Annotated in this window: 15 protein-coding genes and 3 tRNA genes; 8 read left to right on the top strand and 10 right to left on the bottom strand. The window is 63.2% G+C overall.

Annotation, left to right across the window (positions count from 1 at the left end; translation table 11 throughout):
• Positions 1 to 12: 12 nt before the first annotated feature.
• The 5 genes from fdxA to SPISAL_RS05815 all read right to left on the bottom strand — a co-directional run bounded on the left by fdxA (position 13) and on the right by SPISAL_RS05815 (position 7,943).
• Entirely contained in the window at positions 13 to 336 is a 324-nt protein-coding gene (gene fdxA / locus SPISAL_RS05835; protein ID WP_016353548.1) for a ferredoxin FdxA, read from the bottom strand.
• A 65-nt stretch (positions 337 to 401) separates the two neighbouring features.
• Positions 402 to 2,984 (bottom strand): DNA mismatch repair protein MutS, encoded by a 2,583-nt coding sequence (gene mutS / locus SPISAL_RS05830; protein ID WP_016353547.1) that lies wholly within the window; start codon positions 2,982 to 2,984, stop codon positions 402 to 404.
• A gap of 49 nt (positions 2,985 to 3,033) precedes the next feature.
• Positions 3,034 to 6,216 carry an ATP-binding protein gene (locus SPISAL_RS05825; protein WP_016353546.1) on the bottom strand — a complete coding sequence of 1,061 codons (3,183 nt, stop codon included), beginning with the start codon at positions 6,214 to 6,216 and terminating at the stop codon, positions 3,034 to 3,036.
• Positions 6,213 to 7,493: a metallophosphoesterase family protein gene (locus SPISAL_RS05820; RefSeq protein ID WP_016353545.1), complete on the bottom strand. Its 1,281-nt coding sequence runs from the start codon at positions 7,491 to 7,493 to the stop codon at positions 6,213 to 6,215. The genes SPISAL_RS05825 and SPISAL_RS05820 overlap by 4 nt, the downstream gene beginning before the upstream one ends.
• A gap of 96 nt (positions 7,494 to 7,589) precedes the next feature.
• Positions 7,590 to 7,943, bottom strand: coding sequence for a hypothetical protein (locus SPISAL_RS05815; protein ID WP_016353544.1), 354 nt, complete (start codon positions 7,941 to 7,943; stop codon positions 7,590 to 7,592).
• Positions 7,944 to 8,097: 154 nt separating this feature from the next.
• Here SPISAL_RS05815 and SPISAL_RS05810 point away from each other — a divergent pair, with 154 nt between their 5' ends.
• Positions 8,098 to 9,036 (top strand): LysR substrate-binding domain-containing protein, encoded by a 939-nt coding sequence (locus tag SPISAL_RS05810; RefSeq protein WP_016353543.1) that lies wholly within the window; start codon positions 8,098 to 8,100, stop codon positions 9,034 to 9,036.
• Between the two features lie 55 nt (positions 9,037 to 9,091).
• The gene (locus tag SPISAL_RS05805) at positions 9,092 to 10,024 is read left to right on the top strand and encodes a transporter (RefSeq protein ID WP_016353542.1); all 933 of its coding nucleotides are present in this window, start codon (positions 9,092 to 9,094) and stop codon (positions 10,022 to 10,024) included.
• Positions 10,025 to 10,047: 23 nt separating this feature from the next.
• On the opposite strand, the gene SPISAL_RS05800 is transcribed toward SPISAL_RS05805, so the two are convergent.
• Positions 10,048 to 11,088: an NADP(H)-dependent aldo-keto reductase gene (locus SPISAL_RS05800; RefSeq protein WP_016353541.1), complete on the bottom strand. Its 1,041-nt coding sequence runs from the start codon at positions 11,086 to 11,088 to the stop codon at positions 10,048 to 10,050.
• 65 nt (positions 11,089 to 11,153) lie between these two features.
• Positions 11,154 to 11,228, bottom strand: a tRNA-Val gene (locus SPISAL_RS05795).
• 133 nt (positions 11,229 to 11,361) lie between these two features.
• Here SPISAL_RS05795 and gltX point away from each other — a divergent pair.
• The 4 genes from gltX (at position 11,362) to SPISAL_RS05775 (ending at position 13,402) form a co-directional block, all read left to right on the top strand.
• Positions 11,362 to 12,780, top strand: coding sequence for a glutamate--tRNA ligase (gene gltX / locus SPISAL_RS05790; protein ID WP_016353540.1), 1,419 nt, complete (start codon positions 11,362 to 11,364; stop codon positions 12,778 to 12,780).
• 42 nt (positions 12,781 to 12,822) lie between these two features.
• A tRNA-Ala gene (locus SPISAL_RS05785) sits at positions 12,823 to 12,898 on the top strand.
• Positions 12,899 to 12,955: 57 nt separating this feature from the next.
• Positions 12,956 to 13,032: transfer RNA gene (locus SPISAL_RS05780), tRNA-Glu, on the top strand.
• A gap of 73 nt (positions 13,033 to 13,105) precedes the next feature.
• A complete protein-coding gene (locus SPISAL_RS05775; protein WP_016353539.1) occupies positions 13,106 to 13,402 on the top strand; it encodes a helix-turn-helix domain-containing protein in 297 nt (98 codons plus the stop codon).
• Here the strand turns inward: SPISAL_RS05775 and SPISAL_RS05770 are convergent.
• On the bottom strand, positions 13,399 to 14,757 hold the full coding sequence (locus tag SPISAL_RS05770; RefSeq protein WP_016353538.1) for a TrpB-like pyridoxal phosphate-dependent enzyme: 1,359 nt from the start codon (positions 14,755 to 14,757) through the stop codon (positions 13,399 to 13,401). The two genes, SPISAL_RS05775 and SPISAL_RS05770, sit on opposite strands and share 4 nt — an antisense overlap.
• A 52-nt stretch (positions 14,758 to 14,809) precedes the next feature.
• On the bottom strand, positions 14,810 to 16,165 hold the full coding sequence (locus tag SPISAL_RS05765) for an 8-oxoguanine deaminase (RefSeq protein WP_016353537.1): 1,356 nt from the start codon (positions 16,163 to 16,165) through the stop codon (positions 14,810 to 14,812).
• A gap of 136 nt (positions 16,166 to 16,301) precedes the next feature.
• On the opposite strand from SPISAL_RS05765, the gene lon reads away from it, so the two are divergent.
• Entirely contained in the window at positions 16,302 to 18,758 is a 2,457-nt protein-coding gene (lon, locus tag SPISAL_RS05760; protein WP_144060394.1) for an endopeptidase La, read from the top strand.
• On the opposite strand, the gene mdoH is transcribed toward lon, so the two are convergent.
• Complete coding sequence (gene mdoH / locus SPISAL_RS05755) at positions 18,740 to 20,566, bottom strand: glucans biosynthesis glucosyltransferase MdoH (protein WP_016353535.1); 1,827 nt, start codon at positions 20,564 to 20,566, stop codon at positions 18,740 to 18,742. The genes lon and mdoH overlap by 19 nt on opposite strands.
• Before the next feature lie 93 nt (positions 20,567 to 20,659).
• Here mdoH and SPISAL_RS05750 point away from each other — a divergent pair, with 93 nt between their 5' ends.
• Positions 20,660 to 22,261 (top strand): alkaline phosphatase family protein, encoded by a 1,602-nt coding sequence (locus SPISAL_RS05750; protein WP_144060393.1) that lies wholly within the window; start codon positions 20,660 to 20,662, stop codon positions 22,259 to 22,261.
• The last annotated feature ends 35 nt before the right edge of the window (positions 22,262 to 22,296 follow it).

The raw sequence follows: 22,296 nt of genomic DNA, 5'->3' as shown, positions 1-22,296 counted from the left end.
GCGACAGCGGCGTTAGCGCTCAAGGTATTCCAGCTTGCCGGGTGCCCCATCCCACTGTTCGGCATCCGCCGGGGCGTCTTTCATCTCGGTGATGACAGGCCATTTCTGGGCCAGCTCGGCGTTGAGCTCAAGGAAGTGCGCCATCTCGCTTGGTAGGTCGTCCTCGGAGTAAATGGCCTCCGCCGGGCACTCTGGCTCACACAAGGTGCAGTCGATGCACTCATCGGGGTCGATGGCGAGGAAGTTCGGGCCTTCGTGGAAGCAGTCCACGGGGCAGACCTCGACGCAGTCCGTGTACTTGCACTTGATGCAGTTCTCGGTGACAACGTAGGTCATGGGGTCTCCGGCATTCGGTGGAAGATCGAAGTGTGAGATTAGGCGTGACGAGGCCCGTCATCAACCTACCGCTCATGGGGTTTCGCAAGTGCTCGTAGGCGATAGAGCAGTGCGTGCGCGTCTCGGGGCGTTAATGCATCTGGATCGAGGCCCTCAATCTCTTCAAGCACCGCGCGCTCTGGGCCGTCCATCGCTGGCTGGGGAGGTGGCTCGGCCGGCGGGGCCGCGAACAGCGGCAGCTGCGGCGGGCCGCCGTCGCCCTGTTCAAGCTCGGTCAGTTTCTGGCGCGCCGCCGTGAGGACCGCGTCGGGTACGCCAGCGAGTGCCGCCACTTGCAAGCCATAGCTTTGATTGGCAGCTCCTGGCTGGACGCGATGCAGAAAGACGATTCGCTCGCCGTGTTCAACGGCTTGCAGATGCACATTGGCCGCGCTCGGGTACTGCGCCGGCAGGGCGGTCATCTCGAAGTAATGCGTGGCAAAAAGCGTGAACGCACCGATCTGGCCACACAGGGCCTCGGCCGTTGCCCATGCCAGTGCCAGGCCATCAAATGTACTGGTGCCACGGCCGATTTCATCGAGCAAAACCAGGCTTGAAGGCGTGGCGTTGTGGAGGATGTTGGCCGTCTCGGTCATTTCGACCATGAACGTGGATCGACCGCCTGCGAGGTCATCCGAGGCGCCAATGCGGGTAAAGATACGATCGATGGGCCCGAACCGGGCCGCATCCGCTGGCACATGGCTGCCGATATGGGCCATGAGGGTCAGCAGCGCGATCTGGCGCATGTAGGTGGACTTGCCCCCCATGTTCGGGCCCGTGATCACCAGCATGCGCTGTTGCTCATTGAGCGCAATGTCATTGGGGACGAAGGGGGCGTCAAGGCTTTGCTCCACGACCGGGTGGCGCGCGGCGGTGAGTTCGATGCCGGGTTCGCTATCGAGAACCGGTGCGCGGTAACCCAGGGTGGCGGAGCGCTCGGCAAGCGTGGTGAGGGTGTCGAGCTCCGCCAGCGCTTCGGCGAGGGCCAGCCAGTCCTCGAGCGATTCGGCCAGTGCGGTGATCAGCGATTCGTACAGGGCCTTTTCCCGAGCCAGCGCGCGCTCTTTCGCAGAGAGCACCTTGTCTTCAAATTCCTTGAGCTCGGGCGTGATGTAACGCTCGGCCCCCTTTAATGTCTGGCGACGGATATAGCGCTCTGGAGCCTGATCGGCTTGGCCACGGCTAATTTCGATGTAATAGCCATGGACCCGGTTGTAGCTCACCTTGAGCGTGGACAGGCCGGTTGATTCGCGTTCACGTTGCTCAAGATCACGCAAAAAGCCATCCGCGTTACGGGAGAGGCCCCGCAGTTCATCGAGTTCAGCATCGTAGCCCTCCGCGATCACACCGCCATCGCGCAGGATGACTGGAGGCTGCTCGACGATGGCGCGTTGAAGCTGCGCGGCAACGGCTGGCCGGGGTGTCAGGGCGGCCGTCAGGGTTTGCAGCCGGGGATCGGTGAACGCGGCGAGGGCGCCATGGAGGTCGGGCAGGCAGGCCAGCGTATCGCGCAGACCGGTCAGGTCGCGGGGGCGGGCGGTCCGCATGCCGATGCGGGCGGCAATACGCTCGATGTCGGCACATCGCTGCAGGAGGTCGCGGGGCGCGTGAAGGCCGCCGGGCAGAAGCGCCCCAATCGCCGCCTGTCGGGCAAGCAGCTCGCCGTGATCGCGGAGTGGCCGGTTGATCCAGCGCCGGAGCAGTCGGCTGCCCATCCCCGTGACCGTGGTGTCGAGGACGGCTGCGAGGGTGTGCTCGCGGCCACCCGCCAGATTGTTTTCCAGTTCGAGGTTTCGACGACTGGCGGCGTCGATCATGATCGCCTCGTCGCTGCTCTCCACGCCCAGGTGGCGGATATGCGGTAGGGCGGCACGCTGAGTGTCACGGACGTACTGCAATAGCCCGCCCGCTGCCGCGATGGCTCGGGGCATGTCGGCGACGCCAAATCCATTGAGGTCACGGGTGCCGAAATGCTCGGTCAGCGTTCGTGTTGCGGCGTCATGCACGAAGTGCCAGGGCGGTCGGCGAGTGAGGCCGCGCCGAGCCGTCCAGGCAGCCGAATCCGGTAGGTCATCGGGTAGTAACAGTTCAGCGGGCGCCAGGCGCTCCAGTTCGGCAGCCAGCGCGGTTTCACCCGTGCCTTCAGTCACACTGAAACGCCCGGCCGCCAATTCCAGCGTGGCCAGTCCCCATTGTGCTGCCGAGCCGGCGACTGCTGTCAGAAGATTGCTGCGTCGCGCGTCGAGCAGCGCCTCATCCGTGAGCGTGCCGGGCGTGACGATCCGCACCACTTGCCGCTCAACCGGCCCTTTGCTGCTGGCGGGATCGCCGACCTGCTCGCAAATCGCGACGGATTCGCCGCGGGCAAGGAGACGTGCGAGATAGCCCTCATAGGCATGCGCGGGAATGCCGGCCATAGGGATCGGTGCGCCCGCCGATTCACCGCGCTGGGTCAGCGTAATATCGAGAAGCCCGGCTGCCCGGCGGGCATCGTCGTAGAAAAGCTCATAGAAATCACCCATGCGATAAAAAAGCAGAACATCCGGGTGTTCTGCCTTAATGCGCAGGAACTGACGCATCATGGGTGTGTGCGGAGCGTCTTCGGCCATGCGCGCTACTATACGGTGAGTCTCAGTGCGACGTCAGGGGTGAACGCGTCTAGCGGCCTGCGCCGCTGGCAAGCCAGGCTGCTACTTGCTGGGCCTCGGTTGGTCCGTCGCGGTGCCCGAACTGACCGGCCAGCTCGGCGGCCAGGGTCATGGCGTCGGCCGGCTCGCGGGCATCCAGGTAATCATGCTCGGTCAGCCAGTCGGCGAGGGCGTCGATTCGCGTTTTCTGCAGATTCGGGACATCACCCTTGCGCAGCTTGGCAATCAGCTGATCGGCCTGGCCTTCGCAGGTTTGCGCGACGCGGGCGATCCGCTCGGCCATCGCGACACTCTGTGTTTTGCTCTCCACAATGGCCTCTGGCCCAACGGGCCGGCCCAGGCCCTGGCGGGCGAGGGTCGCCCAGGTCCGAGCCATACGGATGCGGGCCGAGAGTGTCTCAGGCCAGGTGGCCTTCTCTCTCAGGTGTTGGGCAGCTGGACTCTGCAGCCACCGTTCAGCCGGCCCGAGCCGATCAATGCCCCAGTTCGCCAGCAAGTCGTACAGCACATCGAGGTGATCCTGAAACAGGTGAAAAAGATGAATCTCACCGGCATCCTGTAACGGGTTGATGGCGGGCACGCCCAGGCGCTCGGCGTATGCCTGGGGCGGTTCATCGCCCGGCTCGGGGATGGCTGGCCGCGCGGGTATCGGCGTGGAGGGTGCCGCGAACGGCTTCCCTTGCAAGTGTTGCTGAAGGTCGATTGTGTGGACGGGCGTCTTTGTCGTGGATTCCCAGAGCAGCGGGTCTTCTGGGCGTGCGGTCAGGTACAGGATCTGTCGGTCTTCCTCTGCCGCCAACTGCGCCAGGCTCTCTGCCGCGGCGCGGAACCGGGCGGGGTCGCTTGCATTGAGGGTCTCATCCAGTGCCAGCGGCAGCGGTGTGGTCTGACGCTCCTGATCTCGGGCCCAGGCAACTCGTGCGGCAAGCAGCAGCTGCATGCGTGTGCCCGAGGAGAGCTCATCGAGGGGGCGTAAGGCGCCGCTTCGCAGATCTCTGGCGGTTAGCTCATGGGCCTCGTTGACGGACAATGACCACTCATGGCGCGTGAATCGCTCGAAGCGCGCGCGGGCATCTTCAATCAGGGCGGGCTCATGTTGCTCACGATAGGCCGTCTCGACATCACTCAGTAACCAGTCGCCCAGGCATTGATACTGGTGGGCCTGTCGAGCATCCGCGAGTGTCTCGGTGAGCTGCTGCTCTCGGGTGATCGCCTCAGCGAGCGCCTCGTCACTGCCGGTTTGTGATAGCCGCGCCTCGATTTGGGCAATTTCTGCGTGTAACGGCTCAACGCGCTCCGCCTCCAGCCTGGCCTCGGCCAGGGCGGACGCGAGCACTTCCGTCTCATGGGCTCTGGCCTGTTCCAGGAGCGCCGGGTGAGCGTGAAGCTGCTGGGCTCGCTCCTGCTCTCGGGCCTCGAGCTCGGCTTGCTGCGCTTTAAGTGCTTGAAACTCGCTGTGCTGTGCCAGCTTGTGCTCGAGGCCCGCGCGATCGCCCGGGTTGAGTGCCAGCGCCTGGTAGAGCTTTGTCTGATAGGTCTGCTGATCTTCCAGCGTCTCCCGCACAGCGGATGCCCGCTCGGTTTCGGTCGCGCGCGTCCGCAGGATCGTCGCGGCTTCGTCAGATCGATTGACCAGATCCTCGAGCGTTGCCTGCAGGGCCTCGAGGTCGTCGCGCTCGACAGGCACCCATGCGCTCAGATGCCCGACAAATTGCTCACGCAGTTGCTCGGCCGCTTCTCTTGATTGCGTTTCTTCTGCCTGGGCGCCGGCTTGATCCGCTTTTGCCTGGTCCAGGCGCTGGCCAATGCGCAGCAGGCGGGGGATACCGCTGTTCTCGAGCGCGTCAGGTTCGATGCCTTGCTCGATTAAGAGTCGCTTGACGCGCTCGCTGGCTTGATCAGCCGCCGTCTTCAGGGCCGCGCCGCCCGCGTTGTCTGCCGCCGGCGATCGCCAGCGCGTCCACATCATGGCCAGCAACCCCCCAAGCAGCGCCAGGCCACCGCCAATGAGTGCGATCGGGCTGGGGCCAATCAGTCCGCCCAGCGTCGCAACACCACCGCCAATTACCGGCAGGACGCCCTGCAGCCAGGGCTTGACCGCATAGGGTGTGTTGGATCGGGTCTCATGGGCAGCGAGGGCCTGCGTGGCGATCTCGCGCTCGCGAATCGCCTCCTCGAGCGTGTCGATAAACCCAGGCGTGACGCGCACGTCGCCTGGTGCATGGGCGCCAAGTTCTGCGTAGGCCTCATCGGCAACCGCCTCGGCCCGCTGGCGGGCAAGGGTGGCCCGCTCGGCAGCCTGCTCCCGGTCACGCAGGTGCTGGAGCGCCAGGCGCAGGCTTTCCAGTTGGGCACGGGTCGGTTGCTGATCCGGGAGACCGGTTGCTTGAAGCGCCTGCTCGGTTTGGCCCAGCGTGCGCTCGGCCTGAGCCAGTGTTTGTTCAGACTCGGCCATCGCGCTCGACAGCGCATCCGCCCGCTCTAGCTCATCCCCTTTCATGGCGAGAATGGCGGTGGGGAATGCCTCGAGCTGGCGATCGATTTCAAGCCGCTGTTGGTGGAGGTCAGCGACAGCTAATGCCTGTTCGAGCCGATCGGCCCTGTCCCCGGCAGCCCGTGCCTGGTCAAGGGCGGCTCGGCGCTCTGGCAACCGGTGTCGCTCAGCCTCCAGCTGCCGGTAGGCGCTTTCCTGGGCGCGTCGCGCGCTTCGAGCTTCGTCCAGCTCACCGTGCAGGCGCTGGGGGAATTGGACGCGTCGAAGACCTGGGGTCTCTCGAACGGCGCCAAGGTCGATGCCGCCGGCCAGGGCCTGACGCAGCCGGCGGGAGAGCTCCTGCTGATCGGCTTCATTAGGCGTGAGGAGGCTTTGCGCGCTCAGCCAGTAACAGTGCAGTGCCTCGGGTGCTGGCAGCGGCGGTGGCTCGGCCGTCTGTCCATTCAGGCTCCAGTCCACCTGGGTGCCGGCGCGATCCGCACGCCAGTGATCATCCCCCTGGTCGAACTCAGCGGCAACGGCGATGGCCGACGCCTGGCGTGCACCAGCGGGTAACAGCACGCTGTGCAGCGCGCGGATGAGACTGCTCTTGCCGATGGCATTGTCACCGACAATAAAATTCACACCAGCCCGAAAATCCTCCACGGTCACCGCTGGCAGTCCGGGCAGCTGGTGGACTTCAAGTCGTGTCAGTTTCATTCCGTGTCGGCCTGCTGGTTGAGCATGGCCCGCAGTGCGTCCTGACCCGCCTGGCAGAGTTGACCGGCCACTTCAGTTGACCCCTCAGGGGGCGTGCCCAAGCGTCGCCACTGGCTGTTATCGGCGAGCGTCCTAACGTGGGTCACGGCGCTGTCGATGAGCGCTTGTCGTTCAGGGTCCTCCGCGGATCGCTCAAGGATCAGTAGACGTCGGGCCAGAAGCCCGGGATGGTCTTCTCTTTCTGCCAGCGTTGCCAGATCGATGCGGGGGCGCAGATCGACGGTTGTCGATTCCACAAAAGCGGCGATGTGCTCAGCCCCTGGCAGACCGGAGACCGCCTCACGACCGAGCGCTGCGGGCAGCTGGTCGGAGACAATGTCGCTGGTTCCGGTGTAGCGCAATCGCAATCCAACCGCTCTGGGTTGTGCAGGCGTCACGGTCAGTTCGCCCGCCAACCGCTCCAGGGCCTCGACCAGGCGACCATCAACGCCCGAGCGCTCGTCGACACCGGTCAAGTCAACGTCTAGCCGCTCCCAGCGGAGTGCGGCCAACAGGCAGTGCCGCCAGTCCGTCAGGCGGCCGTTTGCGATGGTGATCAGCCAGGGGCCACGGGGTCCAGTTTCACTGGCGTCCAGTGGTGAGGCGGTGCCGAGATAGCCGATCGGTTGGTCGAGTCCCAGGGTGTCGGGTTGATGAATGTGGCCCAGTAACCAGGCATCCAGGCCGGTGTCTTTTAAATCTGCTCCGGTCACCGGCGCGTAGCGGCTGCCAGCCTGGTCACGATCACAGTGCAGTAGTCCGAGCGTGAGTCGACTGTCTTGCCGGCCAGGAAAAGCGCTGAGCGGGTTAGCGTCATAGTGGATGGCCGGGAACGACCAGCCCCACAGATCCACCGATTCGCCGCCATCAGTCAATGTGATGGACTGCCAGTTGCCCCCCGCACCGATGAGCTCGAAGGCGGGAAGCTGCTCGGCAAGTGAGGGGAGCACTTCGCCATCGTGGTTGCCGCTAATACCAAGGACGCGGATGCCTGCGTCGCTCAGGCGCTGGATGCCAACTCGCAAGCGGGGCAACGCCTCGAAGAAATCATCATCGGATTCAACAATGTCGCCCGCCAGAAGGACGGCTGAGACGCGTTCCTGCAACGCGCAGTCAACGATTCGATCCCAGACGCCAGCGGGCGCTAGCTCCTGAAGGGGCAAACCGAGTGATTCGGGGAGTCGGGTGGGTAACCGGCCCAGGTGCAGATCACCAACCGCGAGCAATTTCATCGACATGAGGTTAATGCTCGGCTATCCGGGCGCCGTGCACAAGACAACGAAGCCTGTCATTCGACAGGCTTCGTCGCAGTTACGCTGATTGAGCGTTGGGCCTTACTGGCGGGTGTCGCGGGGAGGGCGCGCCCGAGTTGCGTGCTGTTCAGCGGGCTCACCCATGCGGTAGCTCCCCTGTGCCCGGCCGAGCGGCTGCTCGTAGAACGCGCTGAGCTGACGCTCGGTCAGGTCGGCCCGACGCCGCGCCGGCACGCCGATATCTTTCAGCAGGCGCTCGTCAAGGCCGCGCAGGTCTTGGCCGCGGGTATTGCGGCGCCGCGCACGCAACCACCGACTGATCGCCCGATGGAGGCCCATGGGCGGCATGGCCGGCATGTAAATCCCGGGTGCTTTCTGTCCGCGGCGATCAGTTAAATTCATTGTCTCGCCCTGTCGATGATTCTGAGCTGCCATGGCCGAAAGTCCTCCGTGATGGTTAGTGCCTGACATCAAATGACAGCTTAATGACGCTATCTGGTGATTATTATCAATATTTCGGTTTGTTCACACAATCGAAAAAGAATAAACTTTACAATCAATCTTGTTGAACGATATTGGACCAGGAGCCATGGCAAGCACGCATTCGCCGAACTCGCCTCAAGGGCTGCCGTTGCTGGATATTGAGGTCCTGCGGACTTTTGTGGCCATCGCCGAGACCGGGAGTTTTACTCGCGCGGCGCAGCAGGTTTTTCGTACACCTTCAGCGGTAAGCATGCAGATCAAGCGCCTTGAAGAGATGCTGGGGCGAGCCCTGTTTGTTCGCGAACCCCGTCAAGTGCATCTGACACCGGAAGGGGAAACAATGCTCGGTTATGCCCGCCAGCTCCTGGAGCTGAACGACGAGGCAGTCGGTCAGTTTCTCTCGCCCCAGGTCGGCGGTACGGTGCGGCTGGGGGCGCCGGATGATCTGGGTACGCGGGTGCTGCCCGGTGTGCTCTCGCAGTTCAGCCGGAACTATCCTGCGGTTCAGGTTAACGTGCGGGTGGGGCGCAGCCCAGATCTGATGCGTCGGCTCGATATCGGTGAACTGGATGTGGTGTTGATGATTGCCGAGGCCGGCCAGCGACCGCATGCGCGGGCGGAGGCGATTTACCGGGAACCGCTGGTGTGGGCTGGCCGTGAGGGCGGTGTCGCACTGCAACGGACCCCATTGCCTCTGGCCGTGGCCGATCGAGGCTGCGCCTGGCGGCAAATGGCCTTGTCGTCGCTGAACCGTTCGGGGCTGCGTTACCGAATCGCTTACACCTGCGAGCATACCGGTGCCCAGGAGGCCGCTGTGCTGCAGGACATTGCGATTACGCCTTTCCCTCGTAGCCTGGTGAAATCACCGATTCGGATGATTGAGGAAGAGGAAGGCGGGCTCAGCGCGCTCGGTGATTACGAGGTGTTGCTGTTGCGAATGCCCGCGCGCGGTGCCGCGGTTGAAGCGCTGGTGCAGCACATTATTGACCACTTTGCGGGTCAGACGACAGCTGCCGCCGCCGCGCCGGCGGAGAGCACTGCGTGACAGATGCACGGATTTCGGGTATATAAACGTTGATCCTCAATTTGAGTGACCTCACTTGTACGCACGTTCCATCGTTTCCATCGTTCTGCTGTGTTTGGCGATCCCCGTCGGTGCCGTTGATCTGGCGCCTTATGATGTCGTTGCGCCGCCTGCGGATATCCGCGGCGCCAGCCTGCAGATCGGTCATCGCAGTTTTCAGGGCGATGTGACGCTGGATGGTCAGAATACGCTGGGTAGTCGAGTCGATCGGCGCAACGCCAGTGTACGCCTCGGGCGCTCGGCACAGTTCGGTGAAACACCCGCTTATTTTTACGCGTCGCTGCCTTACGTTGCCCTTGAATTGGGCGGAGACCTCGACGACAAATCGGTGACCGGTGTTGATCTTGAGGCAGGCGAGGGCGTGGGTGATCTCGCACTTGCGGCTGCGATTTGGCCGTACGCCGACCGGGAAATTGGCCGTTTTGTCGGTGTGGCCGCTTATGCGGTCGTACCCACTGGCCGCTATGATGCCAGCCGCACCTTTGGCTTTAACCTCAACCCAGGGAACAACCGATTCGCGGGCGTCGTGCAGGCCGCGTTCCATCAGCGGCTCGGCAAGCGCTTCGACTGGAGCCTGGCGGCAGACGCCATGTTTTTTGAAGACAACGATCGGTTCATCGGCGCGCGGTTCGCACCCGGCACTTCGGAACCTGCTGAACCCGCACGGCTCGAGGTGAAACCGTATTTCAGCTATCAGATGGCGCTGGCCTGGCGGGCCCATCCCGCGATTTCTCTGGCCGTCAGCCTCTATGCAGATCGCGGTGGGGCGTCTCGGGTAGGCGGGGGCGACTGGAGTCGATCCATTAATCGCGAGCGCTACGGGCTCTGGGCGCTTGTGGCGCTGTCACCCCGGACCCGGATCAACTTAAGCTACAAAAGCACGGTTGATGACCGGTCAGACCTGCAGCTACAGGATAATGCGCAGGTCAGATTCGTCCGGTTTTTCTAACTCGCAATTCGAGCCTTTGGCCCTTAAGGACAGGGATTGGGCGCCTCGGCGTGGATCGCCTCAATGCCCTCGAGCAGTTCGTCGGTCAGGGTGACCTCGGCGCTGTCGATGTTGGCAGCAAGCTGTTCCATCGTCGTCGCACCGATGATGTTGCTCGTGACGAACGGCTGCGCGGTCACCCAGGCGATGGCCATCTGTGCGGGGTCGAGTCCATGCTCGCGTGCCAGATTGACGTACGCCGCTGTGGCACGAACGCCCGGGTCCTTGGTGTAGCGCGTAAACCGGTCGAACAGGGTAAGCCGCGCATCGGCGGGTTGCTCGCCACCCAGGTATTTCCCACTCAGAACGCCAAAGGCGAGCGGCGAATAAGGCAGCAGGCTGACCTGCTCGCGGTCTGAGACCTCAGCCAGACCAACCTCGTAGCTCCGGTTCAGCAGATTGTAGGGGTTCTGGACACTCACCACCCGCGGTAGACCGTGGCGCTCGGCCAACTCAAGGAACTTCATGGTGCCCCAGGCCGATTCGTTGGACAGACCTACATAGCGAATCTTGCCGGCGTCCACCATGGTCTGCAGTGACTCGAGCACCTCCAGCATGCCTGGGACGGGGTCAGCCTCATCTGCGTTCGGTTGGTAGCCGAGCTTGCCAAAGAAATTGCTGTTTCGCGCTGGCCAGTGAAGCTGATAAACATCAATGACATCGGTTTGCAGGCGCTGCAGGGACTCATTCACCGCGGTCTCGATGTTAGCTCGGCTGTAATCACCCTGACCGCCACGTACCGTGCCCAGACCCGGTCCCGCGATTTTGGTGGCCAGTACGACCTGGTCCCGACAGCCGCGCTCGGCGAGCCAGTTGCCGATCATGATGTCTGTGGCGCCCTGGGTTTCTGTCTCGGGAGGGACGGGGTACATCTCGGCGGTATCGATGAAGTTAATGCCGCGCTCCAGCGCGTAGTCGAGCTGTGCGAATGCCTCGTCCTGCGTGTTCTGTTTGCCCCAGGTCATGGTGCCCAGGCACAGGGCGCTGACATTGAGATCGGTGTTGCCGAGTTTTCGGTACTCCACGGAATGGCTCCTGCGGGCTTGGGCTAATTCAGGTGGGGATGCCCTGACATGTCAGAGGCAAAGACTGGTGGGCGGTGCTGGGATCGAACCAGCGACCCCTGCCGTGTGAAGGCAGTGCTCTCCCGCTGAGCTAACCGCCCAACCGAGGCGCAAGTCTAGAAACTCCCCCGTGGGGTGTCAACGCGGCGTCTGAATGGCGTTTGGCCGGGCGCGGCTGGCCGATCACCCTTGGCACTGGCTACACTAGGGCGTTTTTATTCACCGAAGGCTGTCATGACCGTTACCACTCGCTTTGCGCCTAGTCCCACTGGCTTCCTGCACATTGGTGGTGCCCGCACGGCGCTGTTTTGCTGGCTTTATGCCCGGCGTCACGGTGGACGCTTCGTATTGCGCATCGAGGACACCGATCTGGAGCGCTCTACCCCTGAGGCCATCAACGCCATTCTTGAGGGGTTGAGCTGGCTGGGCCTGGACTATGACGAGGGACCGCTCTATCAGACGCATCGTTTTGAGCGGTATCGGGCGGTTATTGACCGCATGCTCGAGGAGGGTACCGCCTACCGCTGTTACTGCTCGAAGGAGCGACTGGAAGGGCTGCGGGCTGATCAGCAGGCGCGCAAGGAAAAACCCCGCTACGACGGGCGCTGCCGGGAATTGACCGAACCACCAGCGGATGCTGAGGGCCAGCCGGTTATCCGTTTTCGCCAGCCCCATGAGGGGCATACGGTGGTCAATGATCGCGTCAAAGGGAAAGTGATTTTTGACAACGCCGAGCTGGATGACCTGATCATTGCCCGCGGGGATGGCACACCCACTTATAACTTCGTCGTGGTCGTGGATGATATGGACATGGAGATCACCCACGTGATCCGCGGGGATGATCATCTCAATAACAGCGCCCGGCAGAGCAATATCTTAAAAGCCTTGGCCGTCGAGCCGCCGGTCTATGCGCACGTGCCAATGATTCTGGACGAGGCGGGCAAGAAGCTGTCGAAGCGCACGGGTGCGGCCAGCGTGACGGACTACCGCGATGCCGGCTATCTACCGGAGGCCGTCATTAACTACTTGGTGCGCCTTGGCTGGGCCCATGGCGATCAGGAGGTCTTTACCCTTGATGAGATGATCGAGTACTTCGATATTGCGGATATTAACCACTCGGCCTCCAGTCTGAACCCCTCCAAGCTGGACTGGTTGAATCAGCACTACATGAAGACGCTGCCACCGGCGCACGTAGCCCGTCACCTTGCGGGGCATCTCGGCGCGCTGGGAATTGACCCCGGTGCTGAGGGTGCACCGGATATCGAGGCCATCGTCGAGGCCCAGGCAGAGCGGAGCAAGACCCTCGTGGAGATGGCCGAGAACAGCCGTTTTTTCTATGAGATGCCGGCGCGCTATGACGAAAAGGCCGCGCGGAAGCATCTCGCCGGGGCCGGTCCCATTCTCGAAGCCCTGGTCGGCGCGCTGGAGGCCCTGGAGCACTGGCGGGCCGAGGATATTCACCAGGCGGTGGTGGGCGTAGCCGAGGAGCACGAGCTCAAGATGGGTAAAGTGGCGCAACCCCTGCGTGTGGCCGTGTCGGGCGGGCCGGTGTCACCGCCCATCGATGCCACGCTGGTCCTGCTCGGGCGCCAGACGACGCTTGCGCGCATCAACCGCGCCGCGGAATGGGCGGCGGCTCAGGACGGCGCTTGACAGGGCAGGGTGCGGTTTCTAGACTGCGCCTCTTGCCGAAAAGGGGCCATAGCTCAGCTGGGAGAGCGCCTGCATGGCATGCAGGAGGTCGGCGGTTCGATCCCGCCTGGCTCCACCATCTGCTTATTGACGATAACCGGCGAACTGCCTATTATCCGGCGTCTGCCTAGCCAACGTCCCCATCGTCTAGCCGGCCTAGGACACCACCCTTTCAAGGTGGCGACACGGGTTCGAATCCCGTTGGGGACGCCATTTTCTCGCCTGCTTCACATTCCTGTCACATGCGCCGGGCAACAATCCGCTAAACGCATACAGGAGAACCATCATGGGCGCGGAAGCATCTGCACTGGCCGTTACGCTGCGCGGGGCCGAATTCCATCGCATAATCAGCGATGAGGGGCGCCTGAAAATGCTTACCAGCCTGCATGAGGCCGGTGAGCTGGATGCCGAAGAGCTGGCGGCCGCCCTAGCCCTGGAAATTACCGAGACGCGACGGTCCTTGGGAGAGCTTACGGCCTCCGGCCTGCTCGCTGAGCGCCGTGAGCGGTTTCGCATCCACTATCGATTGGCGGATGGCCTGCCGGCCTGGGTGACCATCGCCCTCGGCGCCGCGCGGCACTAAACCCCGGGCAACCCGGCAAGCGCCATGGACTGCTCTGCGGCGCTCGTCTCTTCTTCCTTCAGATGGCCGGCGAGGTAGTCGGTGTAGGCTTGCATGTCAAAGTGGCCGTGGCCGCAGAGATTGAACAGCAGCGCCTTTGACTCACCGGATTCCCGGCAGGCAATGGCCTCATCCATTGTCGCCTTAACGGCATGGTTCGCCTCGGGCGCTGGGATAATTCCCTCTGCCCGGGCAAATGCCAGTCCGGCGGCAAAGCACTCGAGCTGCCCGTAGGATCGCGGCTGAATATAGCCCAAGTCGGTCAGGTGGCTGATCTGCGGCGCCATGCCGTGATAGCGCAGCCCGCCTGCATGAAAGCCGGGCGGCACGAAGCCAGATCCGAGCGTGTGCATCTTGGTCAGCGGCGTGAGATGCCCGGTATCGCCCCAGTCATATGCGAATTTGCCTTTGGTGAGCGTGGGGCAGGAGGCCGGTTCGACAGCAATGAAGTCCGTCTCCGGGCCGCCGCGCAGACGCTCGCCGAGGAACGGGAAGGCAATACCGGCAAAGTTAGAGCCACCCCCGGTGCAGCCGATGACCTTGTCCGGGTAGTCATCGAGCATGTCGAGCTGACGCATCGCCTCCAGACCCGAGACAGTCTGATGCAGCAGAACATGATTCAATACGCTCCCGAGCGCGTACTTGGTGTCATCCCGCTGCACGGCGAGTTCGACCGCTTCGCTGATGGCAATCCCCAGACTGCCTGTTGAATCCGGATGCTCGGCGAGGACCGCTCGACCGGCCGCCGTCAGTGTGCTGGGGCTGGCAATGCACTGCGCCCCGAAGCTTTCCATGAATGCGCGGCGGTACGGCTTTTGATGGAAGCTGACATTGACCATGAACACTTCAATGTCCAGACCAAACATGGCCCCAGCCAGGGCAAGCGATGATCCCCACTGCCCGGCGCCTGTCTCGGTGGTGATGCGCTTGACGCCTTCAGCCTGGTTATAGAATGCCTGGGCAACCGCCGTATTCGGCTTGTGACTGCCAGCAGGGCTGATGCCCTCGTATTTATAGTAGATCCGGGCGGGCGTATTCAGGGCTTTTTCCAGGCGACGGGCCCGATACAGCGGTGATGGGCGCCATTGGCGATAGACATCACGCACAGGCTCGGGGATGTCCACGTCGCGCTCGGTGCTCATCTCCTGTTCAATGACCGCCCTCGGAAACAGCGGCGCAAGGTCGTCCGGGCCCACCGGCTCATGGGTCACCGGATGGAGTACCGGGGCCAGCGGAACAGGCAGATCGGCGTTGATGTTGTACCAATGCCGAGGCAGTTCAGACTCTGGCAGGACGGTTTTTACGCTCTCACTCATGTTCGGGGCGCCTCACAAAAAAACAGAATACGTCCAGAATATCACCCCCCGGCTACGGACGGACCAGGGCATGGGCGATGGTGTTGTGCCGGGCGATCAGTGCCCCGAGGTCATGACCGAGTAATTCACCCGCCTGGACGCGCACCTCGCCGCCAATGACGACCAGGTCGGCTCGTGCCGGGGGGCAAAATACCAGGGCGGCCAGGGGGTCATGGACGGCACCCCCGGCCATCTCAAGGGCATCGAGTCGATAGCCGGCAATGTCAGCGGCCATGCCGGGTGCGAGCTCACCGATGTCGTGGCGGCCGAGCAGGCTGGCCCCACCACGGGTTGCCAGCGTCAAGGCCTGCTCGGCGCTCATGGCCGCCGCCCCTTGATTGACCCGCTGGAGCAGCATGGCCTGACGGGTCTCCGCGAGGAGATGTCCGCCATCATTGGAGGCCGCGCCATCCACCCCGATGCCAACTGGCACGTCGCGGGCCAGCATGGCCCGAATGGGTGCAATGCCGTTGCCCAGTCGCATGTTTGAGCACGGGCAGTGAGCAACGCCGCAGCCGCTCATGCCCAGTCGCACGATCTCTGGCTCCGAAAGGGTGATCATGTGCGCAAACCAGGCATCCTCGGCAAGCCAGCCAAGTGCCTCGATATGCGCCAGGGGTGTCTTGCCCAACTGTTCGAGGCAAAACGCGTGTTCATCCTGGCCCTCGGCGAGGTGGGTGTGGAGTCTGACGCCATGGAATCGCGCCAATGCCGCTGTCTCCCGCATGAGCGTTTCACTGACCGAATAGGGTGAGCAGGGGGCGAGCACCACTTGCAGGAAACTCCCGGCTGAGGAGTCATGGTAGCGCTGAATGACGCGCTCGCTGTCTTTGAGCACCTGCTGCTCATCCTCGGCAACGGCGTCCGGCGTGAGGCCACCATTGGAAGCTCCAATCGTGGTCGACCCCCGGGCTACATGAAAACGCAGGCCCATTGCCTGCATCGCCTCAACCTGGTCATCGACCGCGCAGCCATTCGGCCACAGGTAATTGTGATCCGCGGTGGTGGTGCAACCGCTGAGCAATAGCTCGGCCGCGCGGATCTGCGTGGCGATTTGCAGTGCCTCGGGCGTAGCCGTCGACCAAATCGGGTTGTGGGTCTTCAGCCAGTCCATCAGTCCGGCATTCTGCGCGCCGGGTAACGCCCGGGTGAGACATTCCAGGAAATGGTCATGGGTGTTAACGAGCCCGGGTATCAGGACCAGACCACGCGCATCAAGGCACTCGAGGCCGTCGGTGTTGATTTCAGAGGCCGGGCCCATCTCCGCGATGAATCCGTCCCGGACGATCATGCTCGCGTCGGGTAGGGCGGGTGCCGCGCCGCCCGGGTTGATGATCCAGCTGGCGTTGACGATGGCTCGGTCTGTCATGGGTCGCTACCTTGCCGATGCACTCGCTTCAGCATCGTACATCTCCGGGTCGGTGCGTGTGCCTTGAATCCCCGCCAGGCCGCCTCCATTTCTGCTGTATTCGCACCGGGATTTCCCCGTTGGCATGGAGGTTTTGATGAATACGGTTGATACCGAGACGGAAAACCACGACGGCGCACAAAGCGAGGCCACCCTTTCCCCATCTCGCAGCCTGGTGATCCCCAAGCTGCCGGACGATGCGCTGATTCTGCTGCCCGTGCGCAACATGGTCTTGTTCCCGAACATGGTGGTGCCCGTGGGCATCGGGCGATCGCAGTCGGTGCTCGCGGCCCGCCAGGCGGTGCAGCATGACCAGCCCATTGGTGTGCTCTTGCAGCGCGATTCAAGTGTGGAAGAGCCCGGTCCGGATGATCTCTACGACGTGGGGTGCGTCGGTGGTGTCATGCGATTCGTCAGCGGCCGCGAAGGTCATCATCACCTGGTACTTCAGGGGGTCGAGCGCTTCCGGGTCAAAGAGTTTCTGGAGGACTATCCCTTCCCGGTTGGCCGGGTCGAGCGCATTGAGGAAGTCCAGCCCGCGGGCCCGGAGATTGATGCCAGCATGCTGGCGCTTCGCGAAAAGGCGCTTGAGGCGCTCGAGCTGTTGCCGCAGGCGCCCCAGGAGCTGGCTGGCGCGCTGAGCAGTATCGAGCAGCCCGGGGTGCTGGCCGATTCCGTCGCCGGGTATCTTGACCTGGGAAGCGCTGAGCGCCAGGAGTTGCTGGAGACACTGGACATCGAGACGCGACTCGAGCGGGTGCTGTCGCTGCTGGATTATCGCGTTGAGGTGCTCAAGCTCTCGCAGAAAATCAGCGAACGAACGCACGAGACGATGTCGGAGCGCCAGCGTGAGGCGCTGCTGAGAGAACAGCTGCGCTCCATCCAGGAAGAGCTGGGTGAGAGTGATGAAAAGGGCGAGGAGATTCGCGAGCTCGAGCGTCGGATCGACGCGGCCCAGATGCCCGAAGAGGTCGATCAACAGGCTCGAAAGGAGTTGCGGCGTCTCGAGCGGATGCCCGAGGGCGCGGGCGAGTACTCGATGCTGCGCACGTATATTGACTGGCTGCTTGAGCTGCCATGGTCGACCGAGCGGACTGAAGATATCGATATTGCGCGGGCTCGGGAGATTCTGGATGCGGATCATTACGGCCTGGAGCCGGTGAAGCGTCGGATTCTCGAGCATCTGGCCGTTCGCAAGCTCAACCCACAGGGTCGCAGCCCGATTCTGTGCTTCGTTGGCCCGCCGGGTGTCGGCAAGACATCGCTGGGGCAGAGTATTGCTCGGGCCACTGGCCGTGATTTCATGCGCTCAAGCCTGGGCGGTGTCCATGACGAGGCCGAAATTCGGGGCCATCGTCGGACCTATCTTGGCGCGTTGCCGGGCAAGGTCATCCAGAGCATTCACAAGGCCGGCTCTCGTAACCCGGTGCTGATGCTTGATGAGATGGACAAGCTCGGTGGCGGCATTCAGGGGGATCCGTCCGCCGCTCTTCTTGAGGTGCTTGACCCGGCACAGAATGGCACCTTCCAGGACAACTATCTGGGCATGCCCTTTGACCTGAGTGGTGTGTTTTTTATCGCCACAGCCAACGTGCCAGATCAGATCCCCGGGCCACTGCGCGATCGCATGGAAATGATCGAAATCCCCGGCTACACCCAAGAGGAGAAGGTGGAGATTGCCCGGCGCTATTTGCTGGATCGCCAGCGGGACAATGCCGGGCTGACAGCGGAGCAGCTGGCTGTTACCGACGCAGCGCTCGAGCGCATCGTGTCAAGCTATACCCGCGAGGCGGGTTGCCGTCAGCTCGAGCGTCAGCTCGGTGCGGTAACCCGTCATATCGCGGTGCGTATCGCTGAGGGTCAGATCGAGCAGGCGCGGGTGGATGCCGATGATCTCCACGAGGTGCTCGGTGCACCACAGCACGAGAGTGAGGTCGCCATGCGCACCAGCGTGCCCGGTGTAGCAACTGGACTGGCCTGGACACCCGTCGGCGGAGATATCCTGTTTATCGAGGCCAATCGCTCCCGCGGTACCGGCCGCCTTGTGCTGACCGGTCAGCTGGGCGATGTGATGAAGGAAAGCGCGCAGACCGCCCTGAGCCTGATCAAGGCGCGGGCAGGAGAACTCGGTATCGACGCGGAAGCGTTGCAGTCGGATGATGTGCATGTGCATGTCCCGGCGGGCGCTATCCCGAAGGATGGGCCCAGTGCGGGTGTGGCGATGTACAACGCTCTGGTCTCGCTGATGTCTGGCCGCTGTATTCGAGAAGATGTGGCCATGACCGGTGAGATCACCCTGCGTGGCCTCGTGCTCCCGGTCGGCGGCATCAAGGAAAAGGTGCTGGCCGCCCGCCGGGCTGGAATCTCTACGGTGCTGCTACCCGCCCGTAACCGAAAGGACTTCGAGGACATCCCTGCCTCGGCCCGTGACGCCCTTGAGTTTCACTGGATCGAGCACGTCGAGGAGGCAACGGCCATTGCCCTGCGCGGGCACGACGAGGCGCCGGATGGCCCCCTTGACGCGCCGTCCGTCGCTCAGCCGGAGAGCGGCTGAAGCGGCATCGGCTGAAAGCACTCCGCGGGGACAACGGGCTTTGATGACGCTTCCGTGCCGGCCCGGCGCTGATCCGGGTGGATGCGGCGGTTCATCGGTACCCCCCCGGCATGTTCTTCCGGCGTTGAAGGCAGCCAGGACGCGGGGGCATTCAGGCTGGTCCAGTACAGCAGGCCAGGATAGAGAAGCGGGCCCAGCAGAACGGGGATTAGCCAGGGCAGGAAAGCGGGAGCCGCCGTGATGATGAGCGCGGCAGTCAGCAGCGCACTACAGGCCATTGGCAGGCCGAGTTGAATGGCAAGGTGTGGCGGAATCGTGCGTTGGGTGCGCAGTTGTGGGCTCCAGCCAGCCGGGCGTCCACTGATAATTCGAACAACATACAGGGCATAAAGCACCATCATCACGGGGGCCCTTAGAAGCGCGAACACCATCTCCACGCCAGAGGCGACAAGCAGATGCCGCCGGTAGGCACCTCTTGGTTCACGATAGGCCGCCAGTGCAATGCTGAGTAATTTGGGCAGAAACAGCAGAGCCACGGTCAGGCCGACCAGGGGGAGGACGGCGCCGCCCTGAACACCGGCGGCGGCGAGCCACACGCTCTCGGTACCAATGATCGCATCGCCAACGCCCAGGCCGACCAGCGCCAACCATAGCGGCGCATTAACATACGCCAGCGCTCCCACCAGGAAGTTCAGCCGACTGATGAGCCGCCAGCCGGGGCGAAACAGTAACCGCAGGTGCTGGAGATTGCCCTGACACCAGCGTCGCTCACGCTTGAGGTCATCCACCAGGTTACCTGGCATCCCCTCGTAGCTACCCTCGATTTCCGAGAGGACATAGACGCCGCGGTCATGCCGCCGCATCAAAGCGGCTTCAACGTAGTCATGGCTCATGATGTCACCGCCCAGTGGCGCTTCACCCGGCAGAGGCGGCAGACCGCAGCAGTCGAGAAAGTCGCTCAAGCGCACAATCGCGTTGTGGCCCCAATAGTTGGTGCTATTGCCTTGCCAGAATGCGAGTCCGGCGGCCAGATTGCGGGCATGCAGGCTTGCGGCCAGCTGTTGTAGGCGGCCCAGGACGGTGCGCTGTCCTACGGGTAGCGGCACAGTCTGGAGTATCCCGGCCTGGGGGTTCGCTTCCATGCGCCGCACCAGGGTGAGGAGCGACGTGCCGGTCATGCGGCTGTCGGCATCCAGCACGATCATGTAACGGTAGTGCCCGCCCCAGCGCTCACAGAAATCCCGGATATTGCCCGGTTTGCGCCCGTGGTTCGCTGATCGTGCGCGATAGTACAGTCGAATACCGGTACCCAGCCTGGCCCGTAAGCTGGAGACGGTGCGCGCTTCGGTGGCCTGGCGCTCGGGATCGCTGCTGTCGCTCAACAGGAAAAAATCAAAAGGCTCGGTCTCGCCGGTGGCTTCCAGTGACCGCCACGTCGCCGTGATGCAGTGTGCGACCGCTTCCATGTCTTCGTTAAAGGCCGGCATGACAATCGCCGTTGGCGCCAGACCGGGCGCATCCTCGGCATCCGGGTGTTCAGGGCCGAGTGTGACGGGATGGAGTTGGGCACTGCGAAGCACAATGCCGATGATTGCGGTCCAGAACCACAGACAGGTTGTTGTGAAAGTGATGAAAAACAAACTCAGCACCACCCAATCGATGGCGCTCAGTCCGTCGGGACCCAGAACGGTTAACATGCCGCTTATGCCGACCGCGGCTGTTAGGGAGACCAGTAACACCATGAGCAGACGACGCATTGCCAAACCTGGCTCGTGCAGGCGCCAGGAAGTGTGTCCGTGCTCCGTCATTACGTCTCCGTTCACCGTTGCCACCGCTAGGGATCGACAGCACGGCTGCGGCAGAAGTTGCAATAAAGCCATGGTGCCCCGCCGGTGATCCCGGTGCGCGCGCTCAGTACCGCTGCCTGGCTACGCCGATTGGTTATTGGCGTGGTCGTGATGAACGCTTTGCTGGTGCTGCCGGAATGGTTGATGCCGTACGGCGGCATGGCCGAGCCTGCCCTCGCGACCGAGTCTCTGGTGCTTGCCGGTGCCTTGCTGCTGGTGCCGGGCCGTCTGGGTCGCTGGCTTGCGCCTGCCGTGGTCGTGCTGCTGCTGGTGACACTCGCGCTGGCCTTGTCCGATCTGGGGACTTATTGGGCCCTGGGCCGACCGCTCAACCTCTACATTGACCTGCCGCTGGCGGCCTCTGTGGAGCACCTCCTGCGCGGTGCGATCGGCAAGCCGCTGGCCTGGTTGGTGCTGGGCCTGGCGGCCGCCATGGTCGTTTTGATCGCCTGGCAGCTCAGCCGCTGGCTGACGGGGCTGGTGGCGATGCGTTGGCACGCCGGGATCCAGGGTCTGGGGCTCTGCCTGGTGCTCGTCGGGCTCACGCTGGGACATTGGCGCGAGGTGCCCGCCATTGATCGATTCATCGACGCGCCGCTGTCCATCCGATTGACTGACCAGGTCGCGCGCACGGCGGCGACCGCCTGGGAACATCGTCGCTTTCCCGAGCGCCTGGCCGACTTGCCACCGTCTCGGGTCTCGCTCGATCGGCTGGCGGGCCGTGACGTCATCATGGGCTTTGTCGAGTCCTATGGTGTCGTCATGACCACCGATGCGCGTTATCAGGCGATCGGTACCGCAGCGCTTGAGGCGCTCGATGACGAGTTGCAGGCGGCCGGGCTTGATGTGGTGACGGGTCATTTCGACTCACCCGTGCAGGGCGGGCAGTCGTGGCTTGCCCACGGGACGGCACTTAGTGGCCTGTGGCTCGACAGTCAAATCCGCTATGACCTTTTCCTTGCCGAGGGGCGCTCGTCGCTGATCGATGATTTTGAGCGCGAGGGCTATCGCAGCGTGGCGGTGATGCCCGCGATCACCAAGCCATGGCCAGCGGGTAAGCAATGGGGATATGACCAGATTCATGATGATGCCCGGATCGACTACGCGGGACCGGCGCTGAACTGGGTGACCATGCCGGATCAATACACCTGGCATTACTTCGAAAATCAGGTGCGCCATTCATCCGATGAACCGGTGTTTGCAGAACTCGCCCTCATTAGCAGTCATGCGCCCTGGACACCCATTCTGGAGCGATTGGACTGGGATACCCTGGGTGATGGCGAGGTTTTCCAGCGCTACGCCGAGGCAGGCCCCTCACCGGCAGCGGTTTGGGGCGACCGTGATCGCATCCGCCGGCACTATGCCGAGGCCGTCGACTATGCGCTGCGGACCGCCGGTGAATGGGCGGCCCGCTATTTGGATGACGGTGTCCTTGTCCTGCTCGGTGATCATCAGCCGGCGCCTTTGATCACGGGTGACGCCGGGTCCCGGTCGGTGCCGGTGCACATCATTGCGAGTGATGCATCGCTGCTGGCGGATTTTGAGGCGCAGGGGTTCTCCCCGGGTCCGCAGGGCGCGGCGGCCCCGTTGGGCTCGCTGGCGGATCTCAGAGGGGTTTTATTAACGGTGTTAGAGCAGGGGGCTGACGCCCCTTAAACCGCTGCGGCCGGGGCCGCGATGTGGCATCCTGT

This window comes from Spiribacter salinus M19-40, assembly GCF_000319575.2.
In the GTDB taxonomy this organism is placed as follows: Bacteria; Pseudomonadota; Gammaproteobacteria; order Nitrococcales; family Nitrococcaceae; genus Spiribacter; species Spiribacter salinus.
This window is presented reverse-complemented; position numbering and strand designations above follow the sequence as displayed.